17 protein-coding genes and 1 pseudogene are annotated in these 25842 nt (G+C 41.4%); 4 read left to right on the top strand and 14 right to left on the bottom strand.

The window, feature by feature from the left end; genetic code table 11:
* Positions 1 to 90 (top strand): annotated as a pseudogene (locus LC653_RS47940) (IS5/IS1182 family transposase); the annotation flags it as partial.
* A 21-nt stretch (positions 91 to 111) separates the two neighbouring features.
* Here LC653_RS47940 and LC653_RS21860 read toward each other — a convergent pair.
* From LC653_RS21860 to LC653_RS21830, 7 genes are all read right to left on the bottom strand, one after another.
* Positions 112 to 2544: a CHAT domain-containing protein gene (locus LC653_RS21860; RefSeq protein WP_229496876.1), complete on the bottom strand. Its 2433-nt coding sequence runs from the start codon at positions 2542 to 2544 to the stop codon at positions 112 to 114.
* Positions 2529 to 4460, bottom strand: coding sequence for a ShlB/FhaC/HecB family hemolysin secretion/activation protein (locus LC653_RS21855; RefSeq protein WP_229496875.1), 1932 nt, complete (start codon positions 4458 to 4460; stop codon positions 2529 to 2531). Before LC653_RS21855 ends, LC653_RS21860 begins: the two co-directional genes overlap by 16 nt.
* Before the next feature lie 115 nt (positions 4461 to 4575).
* The gene (locus LC653_RS21850) at positions 4576 to 9465 is read right to left on the bottom strand and encodes a two-partner secretion domain-containing protein (protein ID WP_229496874.1); all 4890 of its coding nucleotides are present in this window, start codon (positions 9463 to 9465) and stop codon (positions 4576 to 4578) included.
* A gap of 464 nt (positions 9466 to 9929) precedes the next feature.
* Complete coding sequence (locus LC653_RS21845) at positions 9930 to 10544, bottom strand: hypothetical protein (RefSeq protein WP_229496873.1); 615 nt, start codon at positions 10542 to 10544, stop codon at positions 9930 to 9932.
* A gap of 106 nt (positions 10545 to 10650) precedes the next feature.
* Positions 10651 to 10818, bottom strand: coding sequence for a hypothetical protein (locus tag LC653_RS21840; protein WP_229496872.1), 168 nt, complete (start codon positions 10816 to 10818; stop codon positions 10651 to 10653).
* Between the two features lie 544 nt (positions 10819 to 11362).
* Positions 11363 to 12718 (bottom strand): AAA-like domain-containing protein, encoded by a 1356-nt coding sequence (locus tag LC653_RS21835; RefSeq protein WP_229496871.1) that lies wholly within the window; start codon positions 12716 to 12718, stop codon positions 11363 to 11365.
* A 53-nt stretch (positions 12719 to 12771) separates the two neighbouring features.
* On the bottom strand, positions 12772 to 14379 hold the full coding sequence (locus LC653_RS21830) for a glycosyl hydrolase family 18 protein (RefSeq protein ID WP_229496870.1): 1608 nt from the start codon (positions 14377 to 14379) through the stop codon (positions 12772 to 12774).
* An 819-nt stretch (positions 14380 to 15198) separates the two neighbouring features.
* Between LC653_RS21830 and LC653_RS21820 the strand changes: the two genes are divergently transcribed.
* From LC653_RS21820 to LC653_RS21810, 3 genes are read left to right on the top strand one after another with little or no spacing between them, the layout of a single operon-like run.
* Complete coding sequence (locus LC653_RS21820; protein ID WP_229496869.1) at positions 15199 to 15381, top strand: transposase; 183 nt, start codon at positions 15199 to 15201, stop codon at positions 15379 to 15381.
* Between the two features lie 45 nt (positions 15382 to 15426).
* Positions 15427 to 15675 (top strand): transposase, encoded by a 249-nt coding sequence (locus LC653_RS21815; RefSeq protein ID WP_229496868.1) that lies wholly within the window; start codon positions 15427 to 15429, stop codon positions 15673 to 15675.
* A 6-nt stretch (positions 15676 to 15681) separates the two neighbouring features.
* Entirely contained in the window at positions 15682 to 16017 is a 336-nt protein-coding gene (locus LC653_RS21810; protein WP_229496867.1) for a hypothetical protein, read from the top strand.
* 166 nt (positions 16018 to 16183) lie between these two features.
* Here LC653_RS21810 and LC653_RS21805 read toward each other — a convergent pair whose 3' ends face one another.
* The 7 genes from LC653_RS21805 to LC653_RS21775 form a co-directional block, all read right to left on the bottom strand.
* Positions 16184 to 17191: a hypothetical protein gene (locus tag LC653_RS21805; protein WP_229496866.1), complete on the bottom strand. Its 1008-nt coding sequence runs from the start codon at positions 17189 to 17191 to the stop codon at positions 16184 to 16186.
* Between the two features lie 143 nt (positions 17192 to 17334).
* Positions 17335 to 18111, bottom strand: coding sequence for a PEP-CTERM sorting domain-containing protein (locus tag LC653_RS21800; RefSeq protein WP_229496865.1), 777 nt, complete (start codon positions 18109 to 18111; stop codon positions 17335 to 17337).
* A 41-nt stretch (positions 18112 to 18152) separates the two neighbouring features.
* Positions 18153 to 18887, bottom strand: coding sequence for a DUF4386 domain-containing protein (locus LC653_RS21795; RefSeq protein ID WP_229486584.1), 735 nt, complete (start codon positions 18885 to 18887; stop codon positions 18153 to 18155).
* Positions 18888 to 19046: 159 nt separating this feature from the next.
* Positions 19047 to 20408, bottom strand: coding sequence for a cytochrome P450 (locus LC653_RS21790; RefSeq protein WP_229496864.1), 1362 nt, complete (start codon positions 20406 to 20408; stop codon positions 19047 to 19049).
* 369 nt (positions 20409 to 20777) lie between these two features.
* Positions 20778 to 21260, bottom strand: a complete 483-nt coding sequence (locus tag LC653_RS21785; protein ID WP_229486582.1) for an SRPBCC domain-containing protein — start codon at positions 21258 to 21260, stop codon at positions 20778 to 20780.
* Positions 21261 to 21328: 68 nt separating this feature from the next.
* Positions 21329 to 22471: an MFS transporter gene (locus tag LC653_RS21780; RefSeq protein ID WP_229496863.1), complete on the bottom strand. Its 1143-nt coding sequence runs from the start codon at positions 22469 to 22471 to the stop codon at positions 21329 to 21331.
* 129 nt (positions 22472 to 22600) lie between these two features.
* Positions 22601 to 25567, bottom strand: coding sequence for an amino acid adenylation domain-containing protein (locus LC653_RS21775; protein ID WP_229496862.1), 2967 nt, complete (start codon positions 25565 to 25567; stop codon positions 22601 to 22603).
* Positions 25568 to 25842 lie beyond the last annotated feature (275 nt).

Here is a 25842-nt window from a genome sequence, read left to right as displayed (position 1 = left end):
TTGGTTAGAGACTATGAATTATTGCCTGAAACATCGGAGACATTTATCTACCTTGCTATCATCCGTATTATGGTAAGGCGACTAGCATAACATTTAACTTCTCAAAACTTTTCAAACAGCCTCTAAGTGGAGTATTTGAAAAGCAGAAGAATTGATATTTGATTGTAGTTTATCGGTTTTAAAATTATTGTCTTCGAGTTTAGTAACTGAAACTCTAGAATTAATTTTTTCAATGTCATTTAATACATTTAATTCAGCTTTGACATAATTTAACTTGGTAAATTTTCGTTGTTGATTTACGTTTGATTCTGGTTGCGCTAGCCCTGCCGCCAAAATTTTGATTTTTCTATTTTCTAAAGTTTTAAAATCTGGAATGTCTAACCTTGGGACTAGGGCAAGCGCATACTTTTCAATCAAGTATTGGGGCTTGTTATCTGGTGTAATATTGTAAACTAGTGCTGCTAATGGTATATTTCGCAAAGGCGTATCTAGAGCAAATACTAACGTATCAATGTCTTGATTTTGAAGGTATTTTTCTGCACCTTTAAGAAGCCATTTATACACATTATTCGCTTCTTTTGTAACAGCATCAAACGTATACTCCTCTTCCAAATCTCTTTGCAACTGTTTCAGTTGTTCTTCAATTTTAGTCCGATCAATATCCTCACCCTCTGTTCTATAGTGTTTTAGGGCTATATCTGTTAAATTTTTATTATTCAAATCAGTAGGTAGCTTAATAATTACCTCGATTCTATCGTCTAAGACAATTGGGGATATAAAAGCTGTTTTTTGGGTTCGCTGATTAATAATACTGTCAATATCGCTGAGGTTGTATTCAGGACAGGCTTGACGCAAGAAGTTTTCTAGCTCTGCTGCTTGGAGAGAGGAAATGACTTGGCGTGCTTTTGAGAGGTCTTTTATTTGAGGTTTGTCATCTCTGAGAAGTATATCAACATACTCGCGATAAATACCTTCAATATCCTTTTGAAAAGAAATTTGAGCATCAGGGTTACTGGTTGCTAATTCTCGGCGCAAGGATTCTAAAGTTTTAAACGTTTCTTCATAAGCTGCTTGTGCTTGATTCAAGCTTTTAACATCGTTTTGTAGGTCTTTCGTTTGTACCTGCTTTCTTGGCGGTAGTTGAGATTTGTAAATCCGCCCCAATTGCCATTGCCACTGATAAACTATATCTGCTGCCGGAATCGATTGAGCTAAGAACAAAGCGCCCCGAGTATTGGATATAGCTAATTGCAATTCCTTGCTGTCTTCATATAACTTGCCAAGATATCCTAGTGCATAAGATTCTGCTATTATATTGCCTTGTTTTTTAGCTCGGTTAAGCGTTTCTGTGAGAAAATCTTTTATCTGATTTTCATCTTGACTATCTTTACTTATACGCATCAAATTCTGGACAAAGTTAAGCCTTGTGAAAAGCGTTGCGTGACTTGGTGGTAATTTATTGATTTGTTGCTGAATATTATTAATTTGCTCTAGCTGTATCGGCGAATTTTGGTTTGATAACTGCTGCTTTAAGGATTGAAAGTTATTTCTTATTAAGATATAGTTTATGCGTTTATCTAGCTTAGGTTTTAATTGGTCATCCCAACTTATTAATTGGTCATTCCAACATTTTTGCTCTGCAAAACGTAGTATCCTATATCTAATAAATAACCGATCTATAGCATCGTCTTTATTATTCTGTTTGTTGATTTGATTACTATACCAATCTTTTAAATCTAGTAGGAGACTTAACTGATTCAGTTGTGCTTGCAGTTTAATAGTAGATATTTGGTCTGAAGTTGAGTCAGTGTTTTGTATAGCCTGTTCATAGGCAGATTTAGCTGCAAATGCATCTACGATCGCACAAATCAGATGCTGAGACTCTTGAGAACGGCTGTATAAATCTTGTTCTTTGTTACTAAAAGCGCGTCTGGTGTTACCTAGATCAAGCAAATTTGCTGCTTTTTCTGGAGATTGGCTCTTATCTAAACTAATTAACAAGACCTGATTAGACAAATCTAATTCACCAAGTCCTCTTAGAATATTGCCCAAGCTGCGTAAGCCGGTGATTTTTGCAGGAGAATCTACTTGTTTATTAAAAATGTTAAACAACTGCTGACGTTTGTCTTCATCTTTGAGTTGTAGTAAATTAGTGCAGTCTTGCTCACCGTAGATTTGCACTAGTGTATTACAAGCTCGTGGGTAAAGTCCTAAAGCTTGCTCTGCCTGAGCTAGATTAATTTGATTATTGATCCTCTCAGTTTCATTTCCAACTTGACGATAAGCAGTTGTAGCTCTTTGCCAGCAATCGATTGCTGCATCAAAGCGCCCTTGTTCGTAGCTAACTCTACCCTCTGCACTTAACTGTTCTGGGCTGAGATTTGGTGTACTTGCACAAATCAATTGTGTTGCTGGTGCTTGTATGCCGATCGCTCTTTCCCTCAAAAATATATGAATGCCAAAGACTAAAATTAGCCCAACAAGAGCAAGCAAGAGTTTGCTAATGGCACGTTTTGGGAATGTACGTTTTAAAAAGGGTTCCATAGCACAGAAAAATATAAACCGTCTTCTTGTAGAGTTCGTCCGTTTGAATCAGCAGACACGATGGGGATTCCCCAGTCCAAGCGAGCATCGATCTGATCGCTTAACTGATATCGCAACCCCAAGCCAGCAGAAGCCAAAAAACCAGGATCAATGTTGGAACCTCCAGAACTGTTCCAAGCTGTACCAATATCTACAAAAGGTATGAGTTGTAAAAGGCTCTGCTGTTGACGAAGGCGCAAAATCGGTAGGCGCAGTTCAATTGAAGCGAAAGCGCCGTTATCAGCCAGCAACGCATCCTGACGGTATCCTCTGATGCTTGCTTGTCCACCCAATCCAATTTGCTCTGAGGATACAAGCCTTCTATCTGCTAGTTGCAAGCCTCCCCGCACTACTAAGGGAGTATCTTCTGCCAGAAGGCGCAACCATTGAGCTTGTCCTCGCCAAGCAAAAAAGCGCCCATCGGCGTCAGTTTGATTAATTGTAGCATTCAGTGCATCAAGTCCCAAACTGAATTGAGACTGGAATGCCAAAACCGAGCGATCGCCTCTTTGTGTCCATTCTTGAAAAAAGCGGATTGCTGTGATGTTGGTGCGCCCTTTGTCGTCAGCACCATCTGACAGGGGAAAGCCTCCAGTATTTTCAAATCCCAAGAAAGTTTGGGTTTCTCGATGAGAGGCTGTTAATCCTAGAGCAAGTTCTTGACGTGGGGTTTGAATTACTGGATGGCGCAGAGTCAGTTGGTATTCATGGGAATTGGATGAAATATCTAACTCGTCAAAGGGTTTTTCGATGACATTACTTGAAGAATAGTTATAGCTAAAACTTAGGGTAGTGTTCCGAGGAGTTAAAGGTATGGTGTAGCCAACATTTACCTGATTGCTACCGTCGGTATTTGCATAGAACAGGCTGACACTATCTCCGATACCTAACAAGTTACCTTCGGTGAGTTGAATACTACGTTGTAAGCTGCCTACACTAGGTGAGCGGTTATTATCTAATCTGACTTGGGGTTTAAAGCTTCTTGCCTCCTTCACATTAACTAATAACAGATTGCTAGCAAAGCGCGAGCCACTAGACAACTCCGCAGATAAACTCTCAATCAGGACATTTTGTTGCAATAGTTGCAATGCTTCGAGCAAGCGATCGCGATTTAAGGGTTTTTTATTAGCAAGTTCTAACCGAGAGCGAATATAGTTCGGATTTAATCGTCGAGTACCAGTGATTTTAATATCTTCTAAGCTGCCCTCGGCTATTTGAATCTTGAGTGTACCTCCACCGGGCGGTAGCATTTGTTCTGGAATTAGTGCCCCAGAGGTAATATAGCCTTTATCAATATAAAGCTGGGTAATTGCCGATCGCGCTTCTAGCAGTTGGTTAAAGTTAAGTTCTACAGGTGGATCTTGTTCTGTTCTGGGAAGCTTTTGACATTGAGGTTCTGGACAGAATCTGCGATCGCCTCTAGCCAGCAAAGCTTTTTCTATAGTTTGTAGTAGTTCTTCATCTTTGAAGACTGTACCTCCTACGAATTCAAACTTTGTGACCAAAAATTTTTCAGGAACTACCCCAGGGGTTTCCTGTGATGGTTGGGCTGGTTGCTTACGTAACAAGTCTTCTGAAGGAGGCGAAGGAACTTGTGGTTGTTGAGGAGGTGGAGAAGTTGGAGGAACTACATCTTGGGGAGGGGGTAGAGGTTGCGGTAAGTTTGGCGGTAGAGGTACTTGAGCCACTTCTACAGCATGGGCGCTGATGGAAATAGGTAAACTCAGGGCTAATGTCGCAATAGTCAGTGGAAGTCGAGGAAATGTTTTCAAACTTTTGCTAATGCACCTTAAGCCTCGAATACCTCCCCAACCCTCTTGGGGAAGCAGGGCTGTTTCCTTCGACCTTGCCGCCCGGAAATCAATTTCCTGGTTCATAGCTAAAGTTCGTTTCAACGGACTACAAGTATTGCTAAACAAGGTTTTTAGTCTTCTTGAGATAACTGGAGCTTTTAGCGTCGGGTTTACAACCTTTGGCGGTTGAACATGGGGATTATTTTCCATCGCAACCCATGAACCTCTGCCAAGAACTATAAGAAGCAAGTTTGGATGGGTTAGCAGTGAGAATAATTTCTCCATTGGGGCCGATGTTTACACCTTGGGCTTCTACAGTGGGTACTGGGGCGGAGTTTGTAGAGCCAGTTTGCTCACCTGCATTACCTACAAGAACGCCACTACTAAGTGCTGAAGTGGGGTTTGGAGGTAAGCCGCCGCGTCCAGTGATAACGAACTGACTAGTTGCCCGTTGTCCACCCACAGGACAACCTTGGACAATCAATTTTGAAGAGTCACGCACATCTTCTGGTAACTTAATTAACCCACGATTGGGGTCTATAATTGGTTGACCGACCGACACAATACCTGCTGCACCTGTTTGTGAAGAAGCTGCAATATAGTTTTCTTTGCTGGTAGTAAGTTCTAACGGTTTCAGCTTTGATTGAGAGAAGCCATAAATACCTGCTGTAATATTGAGTTTACCTCCCTGACCCTCTGCCGCATTTGCAGTGATTTTGTTCACAATTCCTGCTCTGGGTGGGAGTCCAATCAGCAACTTACTGTTGATATCAACGTTGCCACCTGTAGCATTGTTATTGGCATTAGCTTCTATTTTGCTTCCGTTCCACAAGATGATAAATGCAAGCGAAGGATTATCCTTGCCTTTGAGGGTAATATTTGCCCCACTCTCTTGGCCTGTGTTAGCACTAAGCGTCCCATTATTTAAGAACATTTTATTTGCAAAGATGTCGATATTCCCTGCTTTTCCTTCTGGGCTTGTTACAGTAATTGCAGCTTCTTTATTGTTAATGTTCGGTTCAATTGCTTGTTTGATAGAAAGAGTATCCGCCGTGATAGATATATTACCTGCTGTGCCTTGAGTCTCACTTTCAGAAGTAATAGATGCATTATCTAAGGAGAGTGATTGAGTATTTATAGTGATGTCGCCGCCGTTTCCCACAGCATCTAGGTTTTCTCCGTCAAAATTATATCTTTGTACTTTACTTTGTATGGCACGGCGGCTTGGGTTGTCGTTGGCTAGAATAACTGACTTTGCCGTTACCTCGATTGGCCCTGCATTACTTGGAGTTGAAACAGAACCACCAGCAGTGCTGTTATCAAGAAAACCACCATTGGTAATATTGAGAGAATCTGTAAGTGTAATTTTTATTTTCCCAGCATTCCCTAATCCAAAAGTTTTAGCTGCTATTCCTGCATTGCCTCTCGCCTCCCCAGTGCGATTAGTAGTACCATTTATCAACAGCGATCGCGCTTGAATTGTAAGATTTCCCCCAGTACCAACAGCATCGCCGCTACCACTAGGGTTTATTCCTCCGTTTCCTAATGTATTAAAGATACCAGTGATGTCATTATTATCAGATAAGTCTTCAATTTTTACATTGCCGTTACCCACATTTATATCTATATTTCCAGCACTGCCTATTGGAGCATCACCGGAACCAGTATCATTAGTAAAAGCATTGATTTGACTACCATTGTTTAAGGTGAGCGATGTTGCGTTGATACTAATCCTAAAGTCGTCATCTTTAATGCCAAGTGTTCCCACTCCTCCTCGTTGTATTTGGGCATTAATAAAACTTCTATTATCAACTTTAACGTCACCGTTACTAGCAGTAATCTTAATATTACCCGGATCACCTCTTCCAGAAGTGTTAGTTGCGATCTGGGCAAAATTGTTTAAGGACAGCAGTCCAGTATTGATTTCAATGTCGCCTCCTTTGCCAATGGCATCGCTTTCTACACCACTAAATGCACCAGGGGCGTTGGGGAAGTTTCCACCCGCCCCATCAAAAACAACACTATTGGCATTGATAGTCAACTTTCCTGCATTTCCGTTTCCACGAGTCCGGGTTTCCAGCAAAGCACCATTAGTTACCTCAAGTGACCCAGTTTTGATAGTGATATCGCCCGCGTTGCCTGTGGCTCCTTGTTCCACATTACTTAATGCCGCACTTTGTATTATTAAACCTGGTACTGCATCAAAGACCCCATCAAAGATAACGCGATCGCGGGCATTGATAGTTATGTTGCCCCCTTGAACTTGAATTTTTTCTGCTTGATTATTTACATTATTATTGACAGTGGCTTCCACTCGAGAGCCACCTGTCACCGACAGCGACCCTGTGTTGATGTTGATGTTGCCTCCATTTCCTATTCCACGGATGCTGGTACTTACATCACTATTAATAATGTCAATAGAACCAGTAGATCGGATCTGAATACCATCACCCTCGTTAGGTATTACATTACTATTTACGTTAGCAATAGTTTGAGTATCTACACGACTATTTCTGATAGTTACGTTATTAGCAGTTACTCGGTCTTGGTCATCAATTCCTATAAAGATACGCCCATTCACACCTCGGCTTTGAATACCTTGATTATCTCCACGTCCTGTGTCAGTAATCTGAATATTACTACCGTTGATACGGATATCTCCTGCAAAGCCAGTGCCAGTATTAGTAGTTTTCAAGTTAGCATTATTTAAAAACACTGACCCTTCTAATGAATTAAGTTCGATTGTACTGAATCCTTCTTCATTACTGTTACTAGAAGCTTCTATACTAGAGCGATCAAAGCGAATATCTCTAAGAGCTTGGATAGTAACATTTCCAGCAAGCCCGTTATTAGTGTTTGCATCTCCATCATTAGATTTAGATTTTATGGTTATCCCACCGCTATTAATTTCACCAAAATTACTGATCAGGGTGATGTTGCCACCATTTCCATCACCGCCAAAAACCTCAGAAGTTATATTTCCTGTCGCAGTAATGTTTCCGCCTGCCGTGAGGGTAATATTACCACCACTACCATTGTTAGATAGAGAGAGTAAACTACCATTTATAGGGTTGTTTGTTTGAGTACTTCCTGTACCAATATTAATGTTCCCTGTTTGGCTAAGTATCTTGATATCTCCACCTATACCTGTACGAATACCGCTAATAATTCCCTGATAAACCGTGACAGAACCTCTAGTATCTATCGTGACTGGACTAGCAAGGCTATCAATTGAGAATAAATTTGAATTTCCAATGCTATCTCCGATTTCAATTGAACCTTCAGCTAAGGGATTTGCTTCATATTGATTGGTTAAAAATACTTGACCTCTAGGTTCTGTTTTAATTCTTCCGATTATGATATTCGCACTTGGAGTATCAGGGTTAGCGTTTTGCGGAGATCCTGGGGGAGAGATAGTATTACCCTGACCTGGAAAAGCTGGTGTTGGAGCCAGAATAATTCCTGTTGTTGGAATTACAAAATTACCTTGAGAACCAAGTGCATTTGCACGTACACCCGCTCGAATATCTAAAGTTGGAAAGTTTGTGCCATCAATATTGACTTGAGAGCGTATTCCGTTAGGATCATCATTTGATAGTGATACCGTCTCAGTCAGTCCATTCCCTGGAAGTGCATTTGGATCTGTACCTGTAATTTCAACTGTGCCGTTGATTCTCACACTCCCTCCAGCGAGAATGTGTAGTGAACCTCCTGTGTAGCTGTCAAAGCTAACATCTCCAGCAGATCTAATAATGGGATCGTAAGGGCTGAATAGACCGCCTAAATTGCCATCCAATTTCTCAATACGAAAATTACCACCAGCCCAGTACTGAGCATCGCCTCCCACTGCGTTAGCCGATCGCAACACTAAATCCCCACCAGAAAACAACCCACTGTTAGGATTATTTAAGGCAAAAATATCAACTCCTTGCCTACCCTGAACTAATAACTGTCCTCCAGCTTGCGCCACAAAGGGATTCTCCACATTATCCCGCACCCGCACTGTATCCCCTGCTAGCAGGTTTAAATCCCCGTTTGTACCTATCAGACTCTCAACCAGAGTTAAATTATTATGCGCTGTGAGTGTTGCTGTCTGAGCTGTCACATTCTTTGCAACAACATCACCATCTCTTACAGACAAGCCCGATCCCGCCACTTCCACTTGTCCGTTGCTATTTACTGTCAGTCCTGGATGAAATTGTGCATTACTGCTTGTCAATAACTCAGCCAAAGAAACTGAATTTCCAGCCGCTACAGGTAATGAAGTATCAATATTTTGAAATTGTCCTGTTGAACTCAGGTTCACAACACTACCACCTGGAACGGCTGCAACAGCAACCTGCCCTCCAGATGCTGATAACTGCCCTGTACTAGCTACTGTACCTCCCAACAGTGTCAGGTTTTGCGCGACTGAAATATTGCCGGAATTCAAAATTGCACTTGGTTGTCCTTGGTTAAATTGCACTCCCAAAGGCACGGACACAGATAGTAATGGCGGGGCTGTAGGATTCGTTGCACTAAACTCTTTCCCATCCCCAAACTTCAAAGCATTCGCTGTACTACCTAAAAATGAACCATTCAGATCTAACGATGCATTGGGTCCAAAAAGAATTCCGTTGGGGTTGAGCAAAAATAAATTAGCATTACCCAATACGCCGAGTTTTCCATTAATATTTGAAGCGTTATTCCCCGTGACTCGGCTGAAAATACTCTCAATCCCAGCCGGATTGTTGAAATAGGCTCCTCGTCCATCTCTGACATTGAATTCCTGAAAACTATGGAAGAGGTTAGCACCGCGAATAGCACCGCCTTCTATGCGATCGCTCGGTGTACCTTTGATATCCACATTCGGCGTAACAACAGAACTTTCTGCACCTAGAGTGCGATCTGGAACAATTTGAGCGATCGCACCATTCCCAGAAAAAATAACTCCGCTAGTTGCAGCCAGAGTAATCCCTATCTGCCAGAATTTTAATATATTGCTGCGATCGCCTAAATCACATCGAACCATGTTTTCTGGTTGAATGTTTGGGACGCTCCAAAATTTGTATGATGCCTGCAAAATACTCGATTTTTCTGTGACTTTCATACGGTGTAACTGCCATGATTTGCATAAATTTTCTAATTACAAACGTTGTGGAAAAAAGATCAATACTCTACACATCTTTTTCCCACAGCTAATTTTTAGCTTGCAAATGAATCACAATTGAAGCTGATAAATTGTTATATTATGTTTGGGCAATTTTGCAATCTTTGCCTAGTTATGAATACATTCTGAATCTACAGCAAACTAATCAGGTTATTTTTTACGTAACATTACGGATGTTAACATGGACTTCTTCAAGAATCAAGCAGCAAATATCAGCAATAGTACTCTTTTATAGTACATAAATACTAAAATTAAATAGTAGATACAGGCTGAGAAAAAAGCGATGTCGTTTTTTGGTCGCCTTCCCTTAAATTTTACTTTTGGGACTAAAAAGGGGTTCTTCAGCTACTTTCATGGATAATTAATAGTAAAATTAGTACAAATTTTCTCTTTAGAGATTTTGGTCAGCAGTAAATTTGATGATATAGTTCCAAAAACCTTGCAAGTATAAAGGCAGTGTCAACATCAACCATTCCTGGAAGTCCCTTGCCACCACCAAATACAGAGTCCACCTCGTCTTGGGCAAGAAATAATTCCGGGACACCATGACATTCACCGCCAACAATGGATACTCTTGCTTTCTGCTTGTCAATCTGATCTGTGGCAAAGGTAATCCAATCTCTTAAGGCTTTCATGCCATCAAACTTGCGGCTAAAGAGGCACAGCCATCTGGTGACATCATCCTTTGGATCGCTACCAATCACAATTGCTGGTGATTGAGATAAAGATGCAATTTTATTGATAATCACCCCTGCAAGAGTGGATTTGCCAGACTGGATGCCGCCAGACAGGTAAAAATGGTGGTTACTGCGAAGGGTCATATCTTGATGTAATGCAGCATCACACAGTTCATCTAACCAAGCACCATCAATCCGAATGTAGTCAGGATAATTAGCAGCGATCGCTTGCAAAATCTTCATGGAACCCGGATTAATCACCGACTGCACTGACTCAGAATCAATGTCGGCAATCTCCGGGTTAGGAATACCAGGGCGTGGAGACACTAGAAAATAACCCATTAATCAGCCTTTCAGGCGACACCCTGAGTTAACACAAAGCGATCGCCCTGAAACAAACGCCGCTTCCACCCAATTTATGATGGCTGAAACCCTCATTATTGGGTTTTTAAGCCTGCCCCATTTTTTTAGGAGTCAGTGCAAAAGATGCCCGTGCCTCAGTCTGTGAAACTGCTGGTAATGCTGGTGCAGTGACAGCGTTTGATGCCCAGCGCTCGTAAGTTTTGTTTGTCACCCAGTGGAGTGTTGCCCCAGATTCAGCACCAGAGCGAATCATAAGGGCTGCAACTAAAGCGTCTTTTTCAAAGTCAGATTGGGGATTGCGGTACGACCACTGAATGAACCAGTACGTTCCCAGCGCTCCTTCTACCTTTTGGAACTGCGCACAGAAGATGTAGTTTCGTAGTACGCTAGCGATCGCTCCTAGAGAAATGCCAGCTATCTACATTTTTCACCTTCTGAGGTTCTATTTGGTTTTGTTCATTTTAAGCCAGTTGTAGAGTGGGAACTGAACTCAATACGCTTGGGTTAAGGCTAAAAGCTGTTGTGAAGATATGAAAAGCAGGAGCTTCAATTTGTTGTCCAGATCCTCGGTGTTTCAGTTTTTTGGAGCGAAACTTTGATACAGATTTTTTCACAACTCTGGGATTACATCGATGAACTCGTTCAGGTAACAATGTATCTAAAATCTCTACAGTTAACCAATCGAAAAAAGGGGCAATTCTTCACTTTTGAGATGTTGAAACTTTGGAATAGCACGACCGATAACTCGCATGTGCCAGAAAAACTCAGAGGTTTATTTCTACATGACGGATGGCTACTTACAACACTCTGCGGAAATACTCACGGTACAAATTGCACCTAGGCATTACCTGATTGTCCTGTTGATGCACTAATCCTAAACTGTGCAACTTATAAATCTGCATTGAATCTAATTCCACTGGCTCAAGTGAAATGACCACCTTTTTTAACGCTTCTTTTAAACCTTGAGTCTCTTCCGAGTGCAGCATCTCTAAGTACCACCGCAGATGGTTGCTGTAAATTCCCGCTTCTGTGGAAGCATCTTGTAATAGCTGCTTTAGCGTTGCCTTTGTAGTGTAAACTTCGTACATTGCTAACCGCAGCAGATAAGGATGTCCTCCCACTATATTCATTAATTCATTTACCTGAGTATCATTCCAATTCAGTCCATGAAGGTGAGCCAAATCTTTCACCTGCTTGTGGTCAAATTCCAGCAACGCCACTGGTAGCCCCGCATTAAAAGGAGATTGGTTCATGTCTAAGGGGATATAAACTTCGGTAGAATGTGCCATTACCAGCCTTAGTTTTTTCCATTGCTCAGAAATTTTCCCTTTCTCATGCCAGCTTCGCAACATCCCGAAAAAGTCTTCAATCACTTGGTTATAAGGAAAAATCCGATCAACTTCATCTAACCCTAATACCAAAGGACAATCTATTTGTGGCAATAAATACTCCTCAAAGTACACTGTGCAGTTATAGTTACTACCTAAAATTTCTGCATCCCAATAATCTTTTAACCGATTTTCTAACTTTAACTTCCGACCAACCATTAAACACAACCAAAGCACGAACTTGTCCAAATTCGTTAAAATTGCTCGCTCTACACTACTTAAATCTAAATATACTGTTTGACAATTCTGGGATTCAGCATGAGCTAGAATCCTGGTAAGCAATGAAGTTTTACCCATCAGCTTCGGTGCTTTAATCCGAATTAGGGAAGCGGGTTTGACAACTGTCTCGTAACAAACAGACTCTAGGGCATCTCGCTTTACATAAAAAGGAGAACCCAGAGGAACTGAACCGTCTGGAAACGTTAACTCTGCTAAGGAGGATTTTGGCTGCTTGACATTACTATCAATATGTGGAGGTAGTTGCCTTTCTCCAGCTCTCTCCAACGCTCCTTTAAAATTACTCTTTGTTACCTCTTCCCTTAATGCTTCTGAAAGCTTTCGCCACAGATGAGGGCCCACATCTCCTCTGAGGTAGTTTACAGAGAGATGGTACTGCTCTGCCATCTTTTCATAAGTCAGACCCTCCCACGAGCCTCGAAGCACATCTGTTTCAATATCTTTGAGGTGTTCTTCAAGATTATTGAAGACAATTTGCTCGGCAACCTGTTTAGCTTTTTCCCAGGTAAAGGCTGATTTTGAGTTCACAGAAAAGTTCACAAATGATTTAGGACTGCTATATATTACGCTAAAGTTAGGTTCTAAAACAAATTACCAGCAGCAACATTAACTAATGAATCAGGATGAGTGATTGGCAAGTCACCAAGGAGTTGCCAGAAAAATATTCCGCCTAGACCTTGTTCTTCAACATAATTAACTTTTCCGAGGACTGATTGTTTATCTTCGTAGGTACTAAACTCTTGTTTTTGAGAATTATAAATATAGGGAACTTTGGCACTATCATCCCAGTAATATTGATATCCATTTGTACCTACTTGATCATGGATATCTTTATACAAAAGTGGATCATTTACTGAGGTAGCACTTTGAAACAATCCATCATTATTAGAACCAGGTTCCACTCCTGCCCAAGTGGGACTGTAGAGAGGAACTCCTAAGACAATATCCTTAGCTTCAACACCAGCACTCAAATACTTTTTAACTGACCAGTCAGCGTTGAGTTTGTCGCTGTTATATGATTGATCGCTGTTACTTTTATACAAAGCAGCTTGGTGATTGGTTGTGTTTTCCCAGCTACCGTGGTAGTCATAGGCCATTACGTTGATAAAGTCAACATATTCAGAAGTAGTTTTCAAAACAGTTGAGTTTAAATCGTAAGGAGCATCAGCGTAATCTGATGGAGACAATTGATAGGGAGAAGCAGAAAGGGCAGTAGTCAGCAGATATTTCTTTCCATCTGTTGTAGATGCGTTATTAAGCTGTTGACGTAGCTCACCCAGCAATTGAGTGTAATTACTATTCTCCTCTTTCTTAGGAAATTCCCAATTAATATCAATGCCATCGAAACCATTACTTTTCATAAAATTGATGGCAGATTGGGCGAAAAATATTCTAGATTGTGGCGTAGAAGCTGCTGAGGAAAAATCATTTTCTCCTGCACCACCGATAGAAATAAGGATTTTTAGCTTGGGATTTTGAGCTTTGAGACATTTTAGTACATTGATGTCACCATCCTCACCATCTTGACTCAGTTTTACGTTACCTTCTGTATCAACATCTGCAAAGGCATAGAACAAATGTGTTAGTTTATTAACTGGAATAGTTGCAGTATTAGTAGTATTACTAATACCCCAGGAAGGTAAGTAACCAGCTACAACATACTGATTATTCATTGGAGATGGTGTTGTATGATTATTAGCTAAAGCTACATAAGTTCCATCTTGAGCAAAACCAACAATATCAGCTTTGGCATCACCATTCACATCACCAAGCTGGCATGGCTTTTGGTCAAAGCTATTCCAACCACCTTTATTAATAGTAAAATCATCATTTTGTGCTACAAAAGTTCCATTGCTTTGAACAAGAGATACAAAGACATTATCATATCCAAAACCAACAATGTCTGCGCTATTATCACCATTCACATCAGCAAGTTGACGTGGATATTTATCAAAGCTAGTCCATTCCCATTTCTTGGCGGTAAAATTATCGTTTCTGGCTATAAAAGCTTCAGCAAAAGTCCCATGACTTTTACCCAAAGATACATAAATAGCATCATAGTCAAAACCAACAATATCAGTTCGATCATCACCGTTGACATTAGCAACTTGGTGTGGATATTTGCCAAAACTAATCCATTTTTGCAAAAAACTAAACTTTTTGATAGCTAACTTTTTTGTTCTGTACATGGTGATAACAATGTTCCATTTAAAAACTTATGATCATTGCACTAAGTAAGATACCCTTTGGGGCACAGAAAGCCACAGCTACAAAGACAATGATATCTGCCCAAAAATCTTCTTACTGCTACTTAAAAGAACAAACCTATCTAAGTTAAAAACCTTTACTTTCCTAATAAAACTCCTTTAGTTAGTAGTAGTTAATAACATTTATAAGTTTATTCAAACCATACCATTATATTTATGCTATATGAGGAATAATACAATAGGAAAAAGTCATAGATTTATTGATTAATTAGGATACTAAAAAATCGAAAATAGGTAAAAGTCAGGTAAAGTCAGTTGATGAATAGACCTATTGTAAAATTGTTCCTGTATTATAATATAGGATTATGCTTGAATTGCTATGGGGGATAATTGAGAAAGGTGATGCCTGCGGCGGGAAAAAGAGCCAAAGTGGAGCCAAACCTAGGGCGTGTCATCAATTAGGTAAAGTGGAATGAGAACTACTGAAAAAAATAAACACTCTTGAAAACGATGACGCGCCGATATGCACTACGAGATGACCAGTGGGAGAGAATTAAAGACCTACTACCTGGACGAGAGGGGTATGTAGGAGTCACGTCGCTCCGCTCCAAATTCCAAATTCCAAATTCCAAATTCCAAATTCAATAATTTTTAATCCCCATAAATCAATTTAGTTGCTCTGTAATAATGACGTAGTATTTCTCGCGCTCTGCGTCACTACATACATATTTTCTGTTCTCCATAAATAAATTTACTTGCTCTGTACCCTTTTCGTTTTCGGTCACAGCGAAAGATAATCGGTTGTTTGTCGAAGCAGTGTTATATCGTTACCGAGCAGGCATACCCTGGCGTGACTTACCAGGAAGATTTGAAGATTTTCGGGTGATTCACACTCGCTTTAGTAGATGGTCAAAAACATGTGTCTGGGAGAGGGTGTTTCAGCATTTGGCAGATGATGCCGACAACGAATATGCTCCCGATTGACAAGGCCGATTGTCGGCGCCCATGAACACAGTGCGGGTGCTCTGCGTGGGGGATGCATCTACAGAAGCCATTGGTCCAAGCATTGGCGGATTAAGTACCAAGATTCATGCTGTGGTGGATGCGTTGGGCAACCCACTAAGTTTCCACTTAACACCACGACAAGCCTGCGACCTTAATGGAGCCGACCAACTGCTACCCAACATTGTTGCTGACACAGTATTAGCAGACAAAGGCTATGATGCGGATGAGCAAATAATTGAGCGGCTGATTCGGCACAGGGTAAAACCGCAGTGATTCCCCATGTGGGCGGCATCCCTCGATTGTACCTGTGCTTTGATAGGAATTCAGGGGATGCGTGGGTCTGCATTCAAAATTATTGCAGCAACGCCAGCATCGCAGCAGAAGTTATATGAAGACTTGATTTTTGCGGTTCTTCAGTACTTAGTATGCCAAAAACTTAGCAAGAATCCGATACAAAGCGGAAAATATCAAAGGTCTATTTGCCCAGTTAATGGCTCGGCAAATGGCGTAGTACTTGGGATTTATGAAAGCTCAGTAAATCAAAACTACATTGGGCTTGCTGAAAAAGTAGATGCAAGGATTTTGGACTATCCTACCCTCAAGTCTTGCACCTGAATATACTTCTTTGGTCAGATAATCTATATACTGTGAGCTTCTTTTTCTTTTTCAGCAACCCCTACATAGGTCTTACGGAAATATTTTTAGCTCTACAGATATCCTCACACTTGCTGCAAAGCTTGACACAATAGTTCCCGCTTTGCCAAAGGCTAGATATCCTTTTCTATTTCTTGAGACGAGAAGAAACTGCACCTAAAGCTCCAAAGATCAATAAACCTATGGCTAAAGAGGACTCAGGCACTTTTGTATTAGGAATGACATTTAAAGATAATGGAAAGGGAATACGTATGACACCGTATCCATTACCAGTTGTAAAGCCAACATCCTCAACTTGGGCGTCTTCATAAACTATTTGGAGTCCACCACCAGCACTATCGACATCTTGTAAAAAAGCATCTGCTAAACCTGCCGTTAAGGAGTTTAATCCAGCAGGTTTACTCGCATTAAATGGGTCAGTAAGAATGGCTTCGCTATCATCCACCGTTGCAGGAGTAGGGCCGTATTCGAGAAATGAATAAAAAGGAGTATATCCAAAATCAATTATCTTGGTGGTGTCATAAGTTAGATATAACTCGACATCATCTGGGTTTGCGGCATAAATTCTTTCTTCAAGTGATGAATCGGGACTGGAAAACCAATCCTCTCCAAGCTTGTCATCCCCTAAGTTCCAGGTAGTAGTAAAATCGCGATCGCTTTTTTGTCCGTAGCTCAAGCCAATGCCATCTAGGGAAAGATTATTATTAGTCAGGTAATTGTAAAAGTTAGAGAAGCCGGCGGTGATATTTTGTAAAGTAGCCGATCTGGTAGCACCGCTTGGAGGCTCTTCAGGACTTTTATTCCGACCTGTTGTGTAATAGGGGGCAATATTGCGTGGTGAATTCAGGCTAATTTCGGTGTGACCACGATCTGGGGCATCGGCATTTAGGTTAAAGAAAGCTGTATATCCTTGGTTATCGGAAGGAGTTCCAAAAAAGAATAGCTTGTTGTTAGATTCGATGGGTCGTGCGGAAATATTCTGGGCTGAGTCGTAGTTAAAGCTTACAGCTTGAGCAGGTAAAGGCGCGATCGCTGCAACAGCCGTCGTTAAACCAAGAAATATTGAAAGTTTGTGATTAGGCATAGTTGAATGAAGTTTAAGTGTTTTGGTGAAATTATTTAGAGATTGTTTCACATTTATAGTCTCATACATTCAGTTCATTGAGCAAAGTGGCGTTTGAGGAAGAAAACTCAACATTATCAAGGCTTTTGCTGGATTTTGTGATCGCTTGACCCAACCTACAATTCTTTTGAACTGAACGGTATTGATTTATTGATTTATAGTGCGGAACTACTACGCCGCCTACGCACACCTAGCGCTGCACTAGCAGCCATTAAGATTGCCAACGCAGTTCCAGGTTCAGGAACTTGGGTAATAGTTCTGTCTCCTTGAATTTCGGCTAGCTTCAAACCAGCAATTTGCTTTGTTGCCCCTGCGGCTACAAGAAAATCACTAAACTCTTGAGTTATGAAGGCATCGAAATTAAGCCTTACAGTTTGATTCTGAAGATCAACGTTAGTAGGAGCCGATCCCACCAAAGTGAATATAGGCAAACCAGTGGTTACGGTGTCTGTAACATTAAAATCAAGAGCAGGCTCGGCGAATAAATCTCCCAACTCCAGTTGAGGAGGAAGGTTAAGCTTGGTTGTGTCTACGTCGAAAAATATGCTGCCAGTAAGATCTACTGTTCCACTTATAGATTCAAACTCGTTTGTTAGCTCATCGTAGCTAAAGTTAAAGTCATTACCTAAAGGACTGGGAACGTATTTCAAGCCATAAGTGTAACCCGGTGCTGGCACAGCTGTATTTTCTACCGAAGTCAAAGATAAACCCAAGGACTCCAATTCTTCAAGCGTCGATGTATTCAATCTGATACTCTCGTAACCGCTCACAAATTTATAGACTTTGGATTCAGCATGAGCAGCCAGTGGTGCTGATACTAGAACGGTGGTAGTCAGTCCTAGAATTATTAGCGGATTGTAGGTGTGCATAGTTAAGTTAGAAAAAATTTGAGAAAAGGTTTCTTTGTCAGTATACTTAGAACACGTCACCATAAATCAGGTGAGGATGTGCAACTTGTGGTTATTAGCTCACGTTAACTTCTAGTACGAGATTGAAAAAGCGCCACAGCAAGGGTGAGATACCAGAAATTCAACAGCGTCATGCTGATGAACACCACTGGGCCCACATATATGCCAAAGTCTTTAACTAAACTCACGAGCCATCCGATCGCAACAACCATGCCAACCCAGCCAATCCAGCGTGACACTAACCCAGACCGCACCAGCACGATCGCAATCAACCCAACCCATAAGGCGGTGAACATCTGCGTCCCAAGATGCTCGCCAATCTTACCTGCATACAAATTGAAGGCGTCGTAGACCAGTGCAATAGTCTCGCGTGTGGCGGGACTTGTTCCCGGATTGACATACGTGTTTGCCAGAAATGGCATAAGAAAAAGCCAGCGCAAGATTCCCAGACTCTTCATGACGCCGCTTAACACACCAAATGTGGTAGCGATCGCCAAGAGTGGGCCATTCTCGCTAGCCAGTACGCGATGCAGCAACAGGGAAAGCGGGATTACCAAAATTGCTGAAAGCATATAGCTGTAATAACCCGCGATTACAGCACTTTGCCGTTGAGCAAGTAAGGGTAAGACCACAGCCGCGGGTTCGTCCAAACCTGCTGGCCAATTGACTGCGTTAGACAGCACCCTAAAAGCAGTCATAAAAAGGATAACTTCCAGCACCAGAAACAGAGCAGTTAGTTTAGGTAAGGACACTGCGGATGCTCGCTCCTTATGGTTAGTGTGCATAGTAGCGTTTTTCATGTATGCAACTCCTTTGTAGAGGCTGCTAGACCGTGAGAGTTAGAGAGTAGAATTGGGAATTGTGCCATTAGTTATTGTATGTAGTAAAGTAGCTCAACTCAATAGGAAACGAGCAAATTACTGCGATCGCTTCGCTGTCAATAAATCTTAAAACCAAAGTCATATCCTCTGGGATAAAGTCATCCGAATGCCATGACGCGGTAATAGAGAAACCATTGCAGCCGGCTCTACTGGATGTCCCGGCACTAATTCTAAACGATAAGCTTGTGCTACCAAAGCAACAACCAATTGTATCTGCATAATAGATAAATTGTACCCAAGACAAGCGCGAGGCCCGATGCTAAAAGGAATGAAAGCCGCGCCAACACGATTTCTAGCACGCTCTGGCATAAAGCGTTCCGGGTCAAAGCCTTCTGGATTATCCCAATATTGTGGGTTGTGCTGTACTCCATATATGTTGAATAAAAGCATAGATTTAGCTGGTATGTGTACACCACCAACTTCGTCGTCTTCGAGCGCTTCCCGACCAATCACCCAAAATGGCGGATACATCCGCAGTGTTTCCTGTACAATCATCTTGGTGTAATTCAACTTTGGTAAATCGTCGAAAGTTGGTTTGCGATCGCCAAGTACTCTCACTAGTTCAGCTTGCATTTGGCGCTCAACATTTGGGTTGAGTGATAACAAATGCCAGACCCAGGATAGCGCCCTCCCAATCGGTTCAAAGGCGGGTAGAAGAATCCACAAGAGTCGTTCGCGTAAAAGTTTGGGACTCAAGCCTGTACCCGTCTCATCACGCCATGATTGCAACACCGAAAGCAAATCTTCCTTATCTGTCCCATGATCTTGGCGTTCTTCAATGATTTTGTCTATTGCTGTTTGGAGTGTTTGCACAGCTGCCATATATTTCCGATTGGCTGGCGTGGGAAAGCTCTCTGGTACATTGAAGTTCGATACAGCCGTAGCATTGAAGTGATTGATGATCACTTGCATTGCTAGAGCAACATCATCCAGACCAGTGTGAAAATCATTACCAATCAAGGTTTGTGCTGTAAAAGACAGACTGAGCCTCATCATTTCTTCTGCCACATCAAATGACTGATGATTGTCAGCAAAAGTCTGCCAACGAGCCAGCATCTTCTGAGTAGCATCTGCTATGGCAGTATCCATAGTAGCATAGTGTTGAGGCTCGAAAAATGGTCGAATGATTTGACGGTTAATTTTATTAGTCCACCCTTCTCCAAAAAGCAGCTTGGTTTGCATTTCCAAACGCTGGAGCTTTTTATAATTCTTAATATTTTCCTGTAAAGCATACTTAATATAAAGAGGATTATTAATAACAAAAACTTTTTGAAACCCCAGGTTCAAACAAACGATATCTCCATACTGAGCATGAAGATTATAAAAAAGCTGGAGAGGATCATTTGCTAGCCTGTTAAAAGCATTAATAGAGGCTAACAAGTTTGGCCCCTGAATTTTTCCTTGAGTTATATTCTGGGTTGAGTTTATATCAATAGACATCGGTGATCTCCTTTGAGATTATAAGTTTTTATCATCTAATCAGATTGCTTAAATAACTCCAATTAGGGAGGGTAGTAAGTGTCAAAATAATTCGTAATTGATAATGACGCTCGTTCCGACGCTCGATGACTCGCTCATAGCGTTGCTATGCCGTTGGCGCAGCCTCTCGTAGAGAAGGCTTTACGCTGCGCTATCGCTTTGCGCGTCGCTAACGTAATTCGTAATTATTACCCCATACCTAAAGGTATTTGCTCTGTCCCTCAATGATTTAATTATTAATTAATTACTAATTAATAAACTCCAAATTTACGAATTACGAATTACGAATTATTCGGTTAATCCCCCTCAACTAATTGCAAAGTATTAACTTTATGATTCTGCTAAGTTTTTAACAGCCTGATTCATTAATTCAAAGCCACTTAGAGTATTTTGATTTAGCTTTTTTGCCATAAAAGGAATAAGTAAACCTGTATAAATTTCCTTTTGGATAAGGCGAACATTTTTACTTCCCAATTCTTCAATAATGAAAGTGTGTTCGCCATCAAATATACCAGGTAATATAAACTTACCTTCCCATGCCAATGTCCGATTTTCTTCGTTTTTGACAATTGTCGGATTAAAAACCATACTTTTTAGACCAGGGGGTTGCACATGGATGGTAATCTTAGCACCTTTCTGAATCGTTCCTTCTGCTTTGACCAAAAAAGGATTCCAGTTGGAGTAATCATTCAGATTAGTTAGTATATTCCAGACTTTTTCAGCTTTAGCTGAAATTTCAATATCTGTATAAATTTCCAAAGTATTTCTCCTATTTAGTGTTTGTTTTGTTTGGGAAAATATAGAAACTTTCATGCTTTTTATCCTGTTAGCGTTTTTTGTGTAAATGAAAATATAAATTAGTAGTTTTGATGCTAGCTTTGTTAAATTTTTCTCATTAATTGAGCTAGAAATAGTGCAAACATAATTACAATTAAGCTAAATATGTATTGTGGGTTTAAAATTTTCATTAGCAATGAGGAGAGTATAGGCCCCGATGCACATCCAGAACCATATATAGCTGTAAAAATTGCACTTCCAGAAGATAATTCATTCCTAGAAAGCTTTGCTCCAATGAGTGCCAGTGATAACGGGAAAATTGGACTCACGCTAGCTCCTGAAGTAAAGGCAAAAATCTGAATAGTAATGAAGTTATCGGCTAACGAAAGAGACAGAATAGAAATTAGTGAAACACACACACAAATTAAAAGAATCTTTAATCTGCTAAATTTGTCTGCTAAATGGGTAACTGGAATAGTCGCAAGCAAACCTCCAATCACGAATACAGTAAAGGTAAAACCTATTTGCGCCACGCTGTAGTTCTGTCGCAGCAGATACACTGGATATAAAGATACTAGAGTAGCTACGGTAAAACCATAGGCAAATGCACCTTGAAGCGGGAGTGTAAGTTTTTTGAACCCAATACGTGACGAAGGTTGAAAAACGATCGCTCTTTCTGGCAGACCTATCCAGACAACAACTATACCACTAAGAACTAGAATACTGCCTAAAAAGAAAGTAATTTTTGGAGAAACACTATAGAGGGCGGAACCTATAACTGGGCCAATACCAAATCCAAAGCTATAAGCTAGAGCATGAAAACCGCTAGCTATTGCCCGATTACTGTCATGGCAAAAGCAGTGTAATCCAGTTTGTCCACACACTAAGTACAAACAGGAAGCAATACCCATGATAGTGCGGATTAAAAACCATAAAGGCAATTGCGTAGTCATGGGAAATAGGGGCGCACTCAAACCCATAAGTGCCAGTCCAAGCATCATAGTTTTACGCAATCCTAATTGACGCAATATATATGCCACCAAGGGTGCGCCCAGGGTTATCGACATAAAGTATACTGTGGAATTAGCTCCAATCCAGACATCATCAACTTGATGTTGAGCCATGAGCGTTGAGATAAAGGGAGTAAACAGCCCCATAGAGATACCGGAAATAAAACCGATAATATATAAGGCTGGTAAACCTGTGGAAAAGGGAGAAGTTGATACTTTTGAAGAAATTTCCTGCATTGTTTTGGTAAAGTTATATATTTGCAGTCAGAGTAATATGTTGGCGTTGCTGAATCCAAGAATGGAGGAATTATTTTGAGCATTCGAGTAAACAGCAACGACGACTTGCGTCACAAGTACTCCCTAAAGTTATTTGCGCTGCCGAACGCCTTCTTCTACTGGCGATATAACTGCAAGCATATTCTCTATCAGATCCAAGTATTGCTTGCCCAGTTGGTTGATGGTTGCAGGAAGATGAAAATTGCGAGAGTATTCGATTTCTAAATGGAAAGTGCCATCGATAATGGAAAAGAAAAACTCTAACAAGGTTGTGCGTTTTTGTTCAGGAGGGGACAAACGCCGATCGCGGTCTTCCTCAATGAATTCAAACAATTCAAACACAGGTTGGGTGCGATTCCCTAGGTAATTGGCTCTAATCGATGTCAGATTAGCATCAGGATAGATATAATTTGGCAAGCGATCGCATATCCAATCAAAGGTGACGCCGTTCATTGGCAGTGCATCAAAACCATCTTTGATATACTTGATGGTTTTCTCCCACTTTTCCTCATAGTTTATCATTACGCCGACGGGGAAATTCACTGCAAAGTTACCAAAGCTTTCCCAGAAAATGTGGTTATCGCCCAAATCCCTGCCGTGGCTACGATGACTCAACACTACCCAAGAAGTCCCACACCAAACAGCCGTCAGTTGGTACAAAGGAGCGAGCAAAAGTGTATACAGATTGCAACCATAGTGCTGTTTAGCTTTGCGTAACAGTGTGTCACTGTTAGCTTTGGTGAGAGTAAATCGCTCAGTAGCAGCAGAAGCTTCGATGTTAGTCCCCTTGATATGGTCGAAGGGAACATGAAACGCATATTGTCGAGAAGGAAATTGGGATTTCCAATAATCAACGTGGCTGGCCAAAGCTCCTTTTTTGTCTTCTTCCACAAGCAGACGAACAAAATCTGCGTAGGAAGGTGGCGAGGGGTTTTCAAAACTAGGCACACCACCCACCAAAATCCGGTCATAAGCGTACCAAAGTTCTTTAAATAACACAGTTGTACTCAGCATATCAGCAATGATATGATGTGCAATCATGGTGATGTCGTAGGTTGATTCATCAACTTTGACCACGATTGTTGCTAATAGCGGCCACTGCTCAAGACGCAGTTTTTGACTGCTTTGCTCGATGCGAGAGCGGATTTCACGATCGCGCCCGGCTGCACTCAGGTGACTACCATCAAAGAAATCTACAGGAAATTGCTTTTCTGTACCCATGATTTGCTGCTGCCATTGTCCATTGCGTTGCACAAACAAAGTACGCAGAGCAGGATGCCGTGCCATCATCAAGTTGAAAGCTTTGTTGAAAACGTCCAAATTCAAAGCTTGGCGGTAGCGAAAACGTGTATACCCCGTCCACTGATAAGGAGGCTCGAAGTATGTCACCAGCCATTTCTGCGCCGGCCCCAGTGGTAAGTATTCTTGAGCAGCATCAATGGTTTCGTCAGGTTTTTGTTTCGGCTGACTCTTATTCAGTAGCGCCTGGAGAGCATTACGATCCAGTTTGCCATTATGATTCTTAGGCAGAGTGGGCAACCATTCCACACGTTGCGGAATCATATAATCAGGTAGTAGTCGGGAGAGATGTTCCTTGATTTGTCGATTATCTACCTTGTTTCCAGACAACCAAGCTATTAATCTTTTCTGCCCAGCGCCATAATCTACAGCTAAAACTGCTGCTTCGCGCACTGCTGGATGAGTATTAAGAACGCTTTCGATTTCTCCTAGTTCTACACGAAAACCGCGAATTTTTACCTGGTTGTCGATCCGTCCGTGATATTCAAAACTACCGTCTGGCAATTCCTTCGCCAAATCCCCAGTCCGATAGAGATAATTTCCGGGAATTTGGAGAAAGGGATTGAGACGAAAAGCTTCTGATGTGCGTTGCAAATCATTTAAGTAACCTTTGGCAAGTTGTACACCTCCAATCCAAAGTTCTCCCAACTGCCCAGGTACGACTGGCTGCATTTGCTCATCTAAAATCTTGATGTAAACATTATCAATGGCTTTGCCGATGGGAATTTGATTAGTCACCTGTTCATTAGGACGTTGCTCAATGATATGAGCAGTCACGTCAATGGATGCCTCAGTTGGCCCATAGAGGTTTGCTAGTCCAGTACCCATTCCATACTTGTCAATCCAACGTTGGATAAAAGGTAAGGGCAAAGCTTCACCACTAAAAATTAACCAGCGTAAGCCAGGAAATTCCCAAGATTCATCTTCTAAAGCACTGATAAATTCGCCAAACAATGAAGGCACGAAGTGCATAACATTGATTTGAGTATCCTTGATCCACTGAGCGAATTTCCAAGGATTGATTACTGTTTCCCTTTCTACTGGACAGATAGTAGCTCCTTCCATCAACGTCCAGAAGAGTTCCCAAACGGAGATATCGAAACAGAAAGAAGTTTTTTGGGCAACTCTGTCTCCAGGTTTCAGCCCGAATGTATTTTGCATCCAGCGTAGGCGGTTCATATAACCCCGATGGTTGAGCATTACTCCTTTGGGGCGTCCGGTGGAGCCAGAAGTATATAGAACCGTCATCAAATCATCGGCATTGTTAGTATAGGGCGGATCTTGATCTGAGAAAGTAGACCAAGTATCTTTACTAAGTAAGTTTAGTTCTTTGCTGGGACTGAACCCGTTGCCATCGTCCAAAAATAGCAAAGTATGCAATGGTAACGCTGCATCCAAACACTCTTCAAGTTTATTAGTTACTTGATACTCAGTTAACAAAGTGCCAATTTTAGCATGTTCGAGAATGTAACGGATGCGATCGCCTGGGTAGGAAGGGTCAAGAGGAACGTAAGCCCCACCAGCTTTGAGGATGCCCAAAATTCCGACTAGCATTAAAGGATTGCGCTGTGTCATGATGCCGACAAGAGTGTTTGGGCCGACACCCTGAGTCCGCAAATAATTGGCCAGCTGATTAGAAAGGCGATGTAACTGGGCGTAAGTAAGTTTAGTTTCTTGATGTAGAACTGCGATCGCTTCGGGTGTTTGCTGAACCTGTTCTACAATTTTTAGGTAAGGAATTTCTGTAATATTGCTCATCTCAATGATTTCCTACTAAAGTTTTAAATTATTACAAGGAGACAGAAGGCAGGAGAAAGCAAGGGGAAAATAATAACTCTTAACGCCTCAATAGAGTTCAGTTAAGCAATTTTTTCCTTCTCTTTCTTCTCTCTGTGTCGCGCCAGTTGCTTCAAGTCGGGGAACCGCAAGGGCGCACTGGCTTCTCTGCGCCTCTGCGGTTAGGGACTTCCAAGAAATAAATTACTCAAATAAACGAACCACAGAGGCACAGAGAACACAGAGGAATGAGGAGA

It is taken from the genome of Nostoc mirabile CHAB5784, assembly GCF_020829645.1.
Taxonomy (GTDB): Bacteria; Cyanobacteriota; Cyanobacteriia; order Cyanobacteriales; family Nostocaceae; genus Nostoc; species Nostoc mirabile.
The sequence above is the reverse complement of the archived record's forward strand: the minus strand, read 5'-3'. Positions and strand labels throughout refer to the sequence as shown.

Coding starts and splice junctions, on each gene's coding strand:
- LC653_RS21840 (WP_229496872.1), bottom strand. CDS start 10,818: ATGATTCGCTCTGGTGCTGAATCTGGGGCAACACTCCACTGGGTGACA.
- LC653_RS21845 (WP_229496873.1), bottom strand. CDS start 10,544: ATGGGTTATTTTCTAGTGTCTCCACGCCCTGGTATTCCTAACCCGGAG.
- LC653_RS21775 (WP_229496862.1), bottom strand. CDS start 25,567: ATGAGCAATATTACAGAAATTCCTTACCTAAAAATTGTAGAACAGGTT.
- LC653_RS21860 (WP_229496876.1), bottom strand. CDS start 2,544: ATGGAACCCTTTTTAAAACGTACATTCCCAAAACGTGCCATTAGCAAA.
- LC653_RS21785 (WP_229486582.1), bottom strand. CDS start 21,260: ATGAAAGTTTCTATATTTTCCCAAACAAAACAAACACTAAATAGGAGA.
- LC653_RS21780 (WP_229496863.1), bottom strand. CDS start 22,471: ATGCAGGAAATTTCTTCAAAAGTATCAACTTCTCCCTTTTCCACAGGT.
- LC653_RS21810 (WP_229496867.1), top strand. CDS start 15,682: ATGTGGGCGGCATCCCTCGATTGTACCTGTGCTTTGATAGGAATTCAG.
- LC653_RS21800 (WP_229496865.1), bottom strand. CDS start 18,111: ATGGTGACGTGTTCTAAGTATACTGACAAAGAAACCTTTTCTCAAATT.
- LC653_RS21830 (WP_229496870.1), bottom strand. CDS start 14,379: ATGTACAGAACAAAAAAGTTAGCTATCAAAAAGTTTAGTTTTTTGCAA.
- LC653_RS21850 (WP_229496874.1), bottom strand. CDS start 9,465: ATGAAAGTCACAGAAAAATCGAGTATTTTGCAGGCATCATACAAATTT.
- LC653_RS21790 (WP_229496864.1), bottom strand. CDS start 20,408: ATGTCTATTGATATAAACTCAACCCAGAATATAACTCAAGGAAAAATT.
- LC653_RS21795 (WP_229486584.1), bottom strand. CDS start 18,887: ATGAAAAACGCTACTATGCACACTAACCATAAGGAGCGAGCATCCGCA.
- LC653_RS21855 (WP_229496875.1), bottom strand. CDS start 4,460: ATGAACCAGGAAATTGATTTCCGGGCGGCAAGGTCGAAGGAAACAGCC.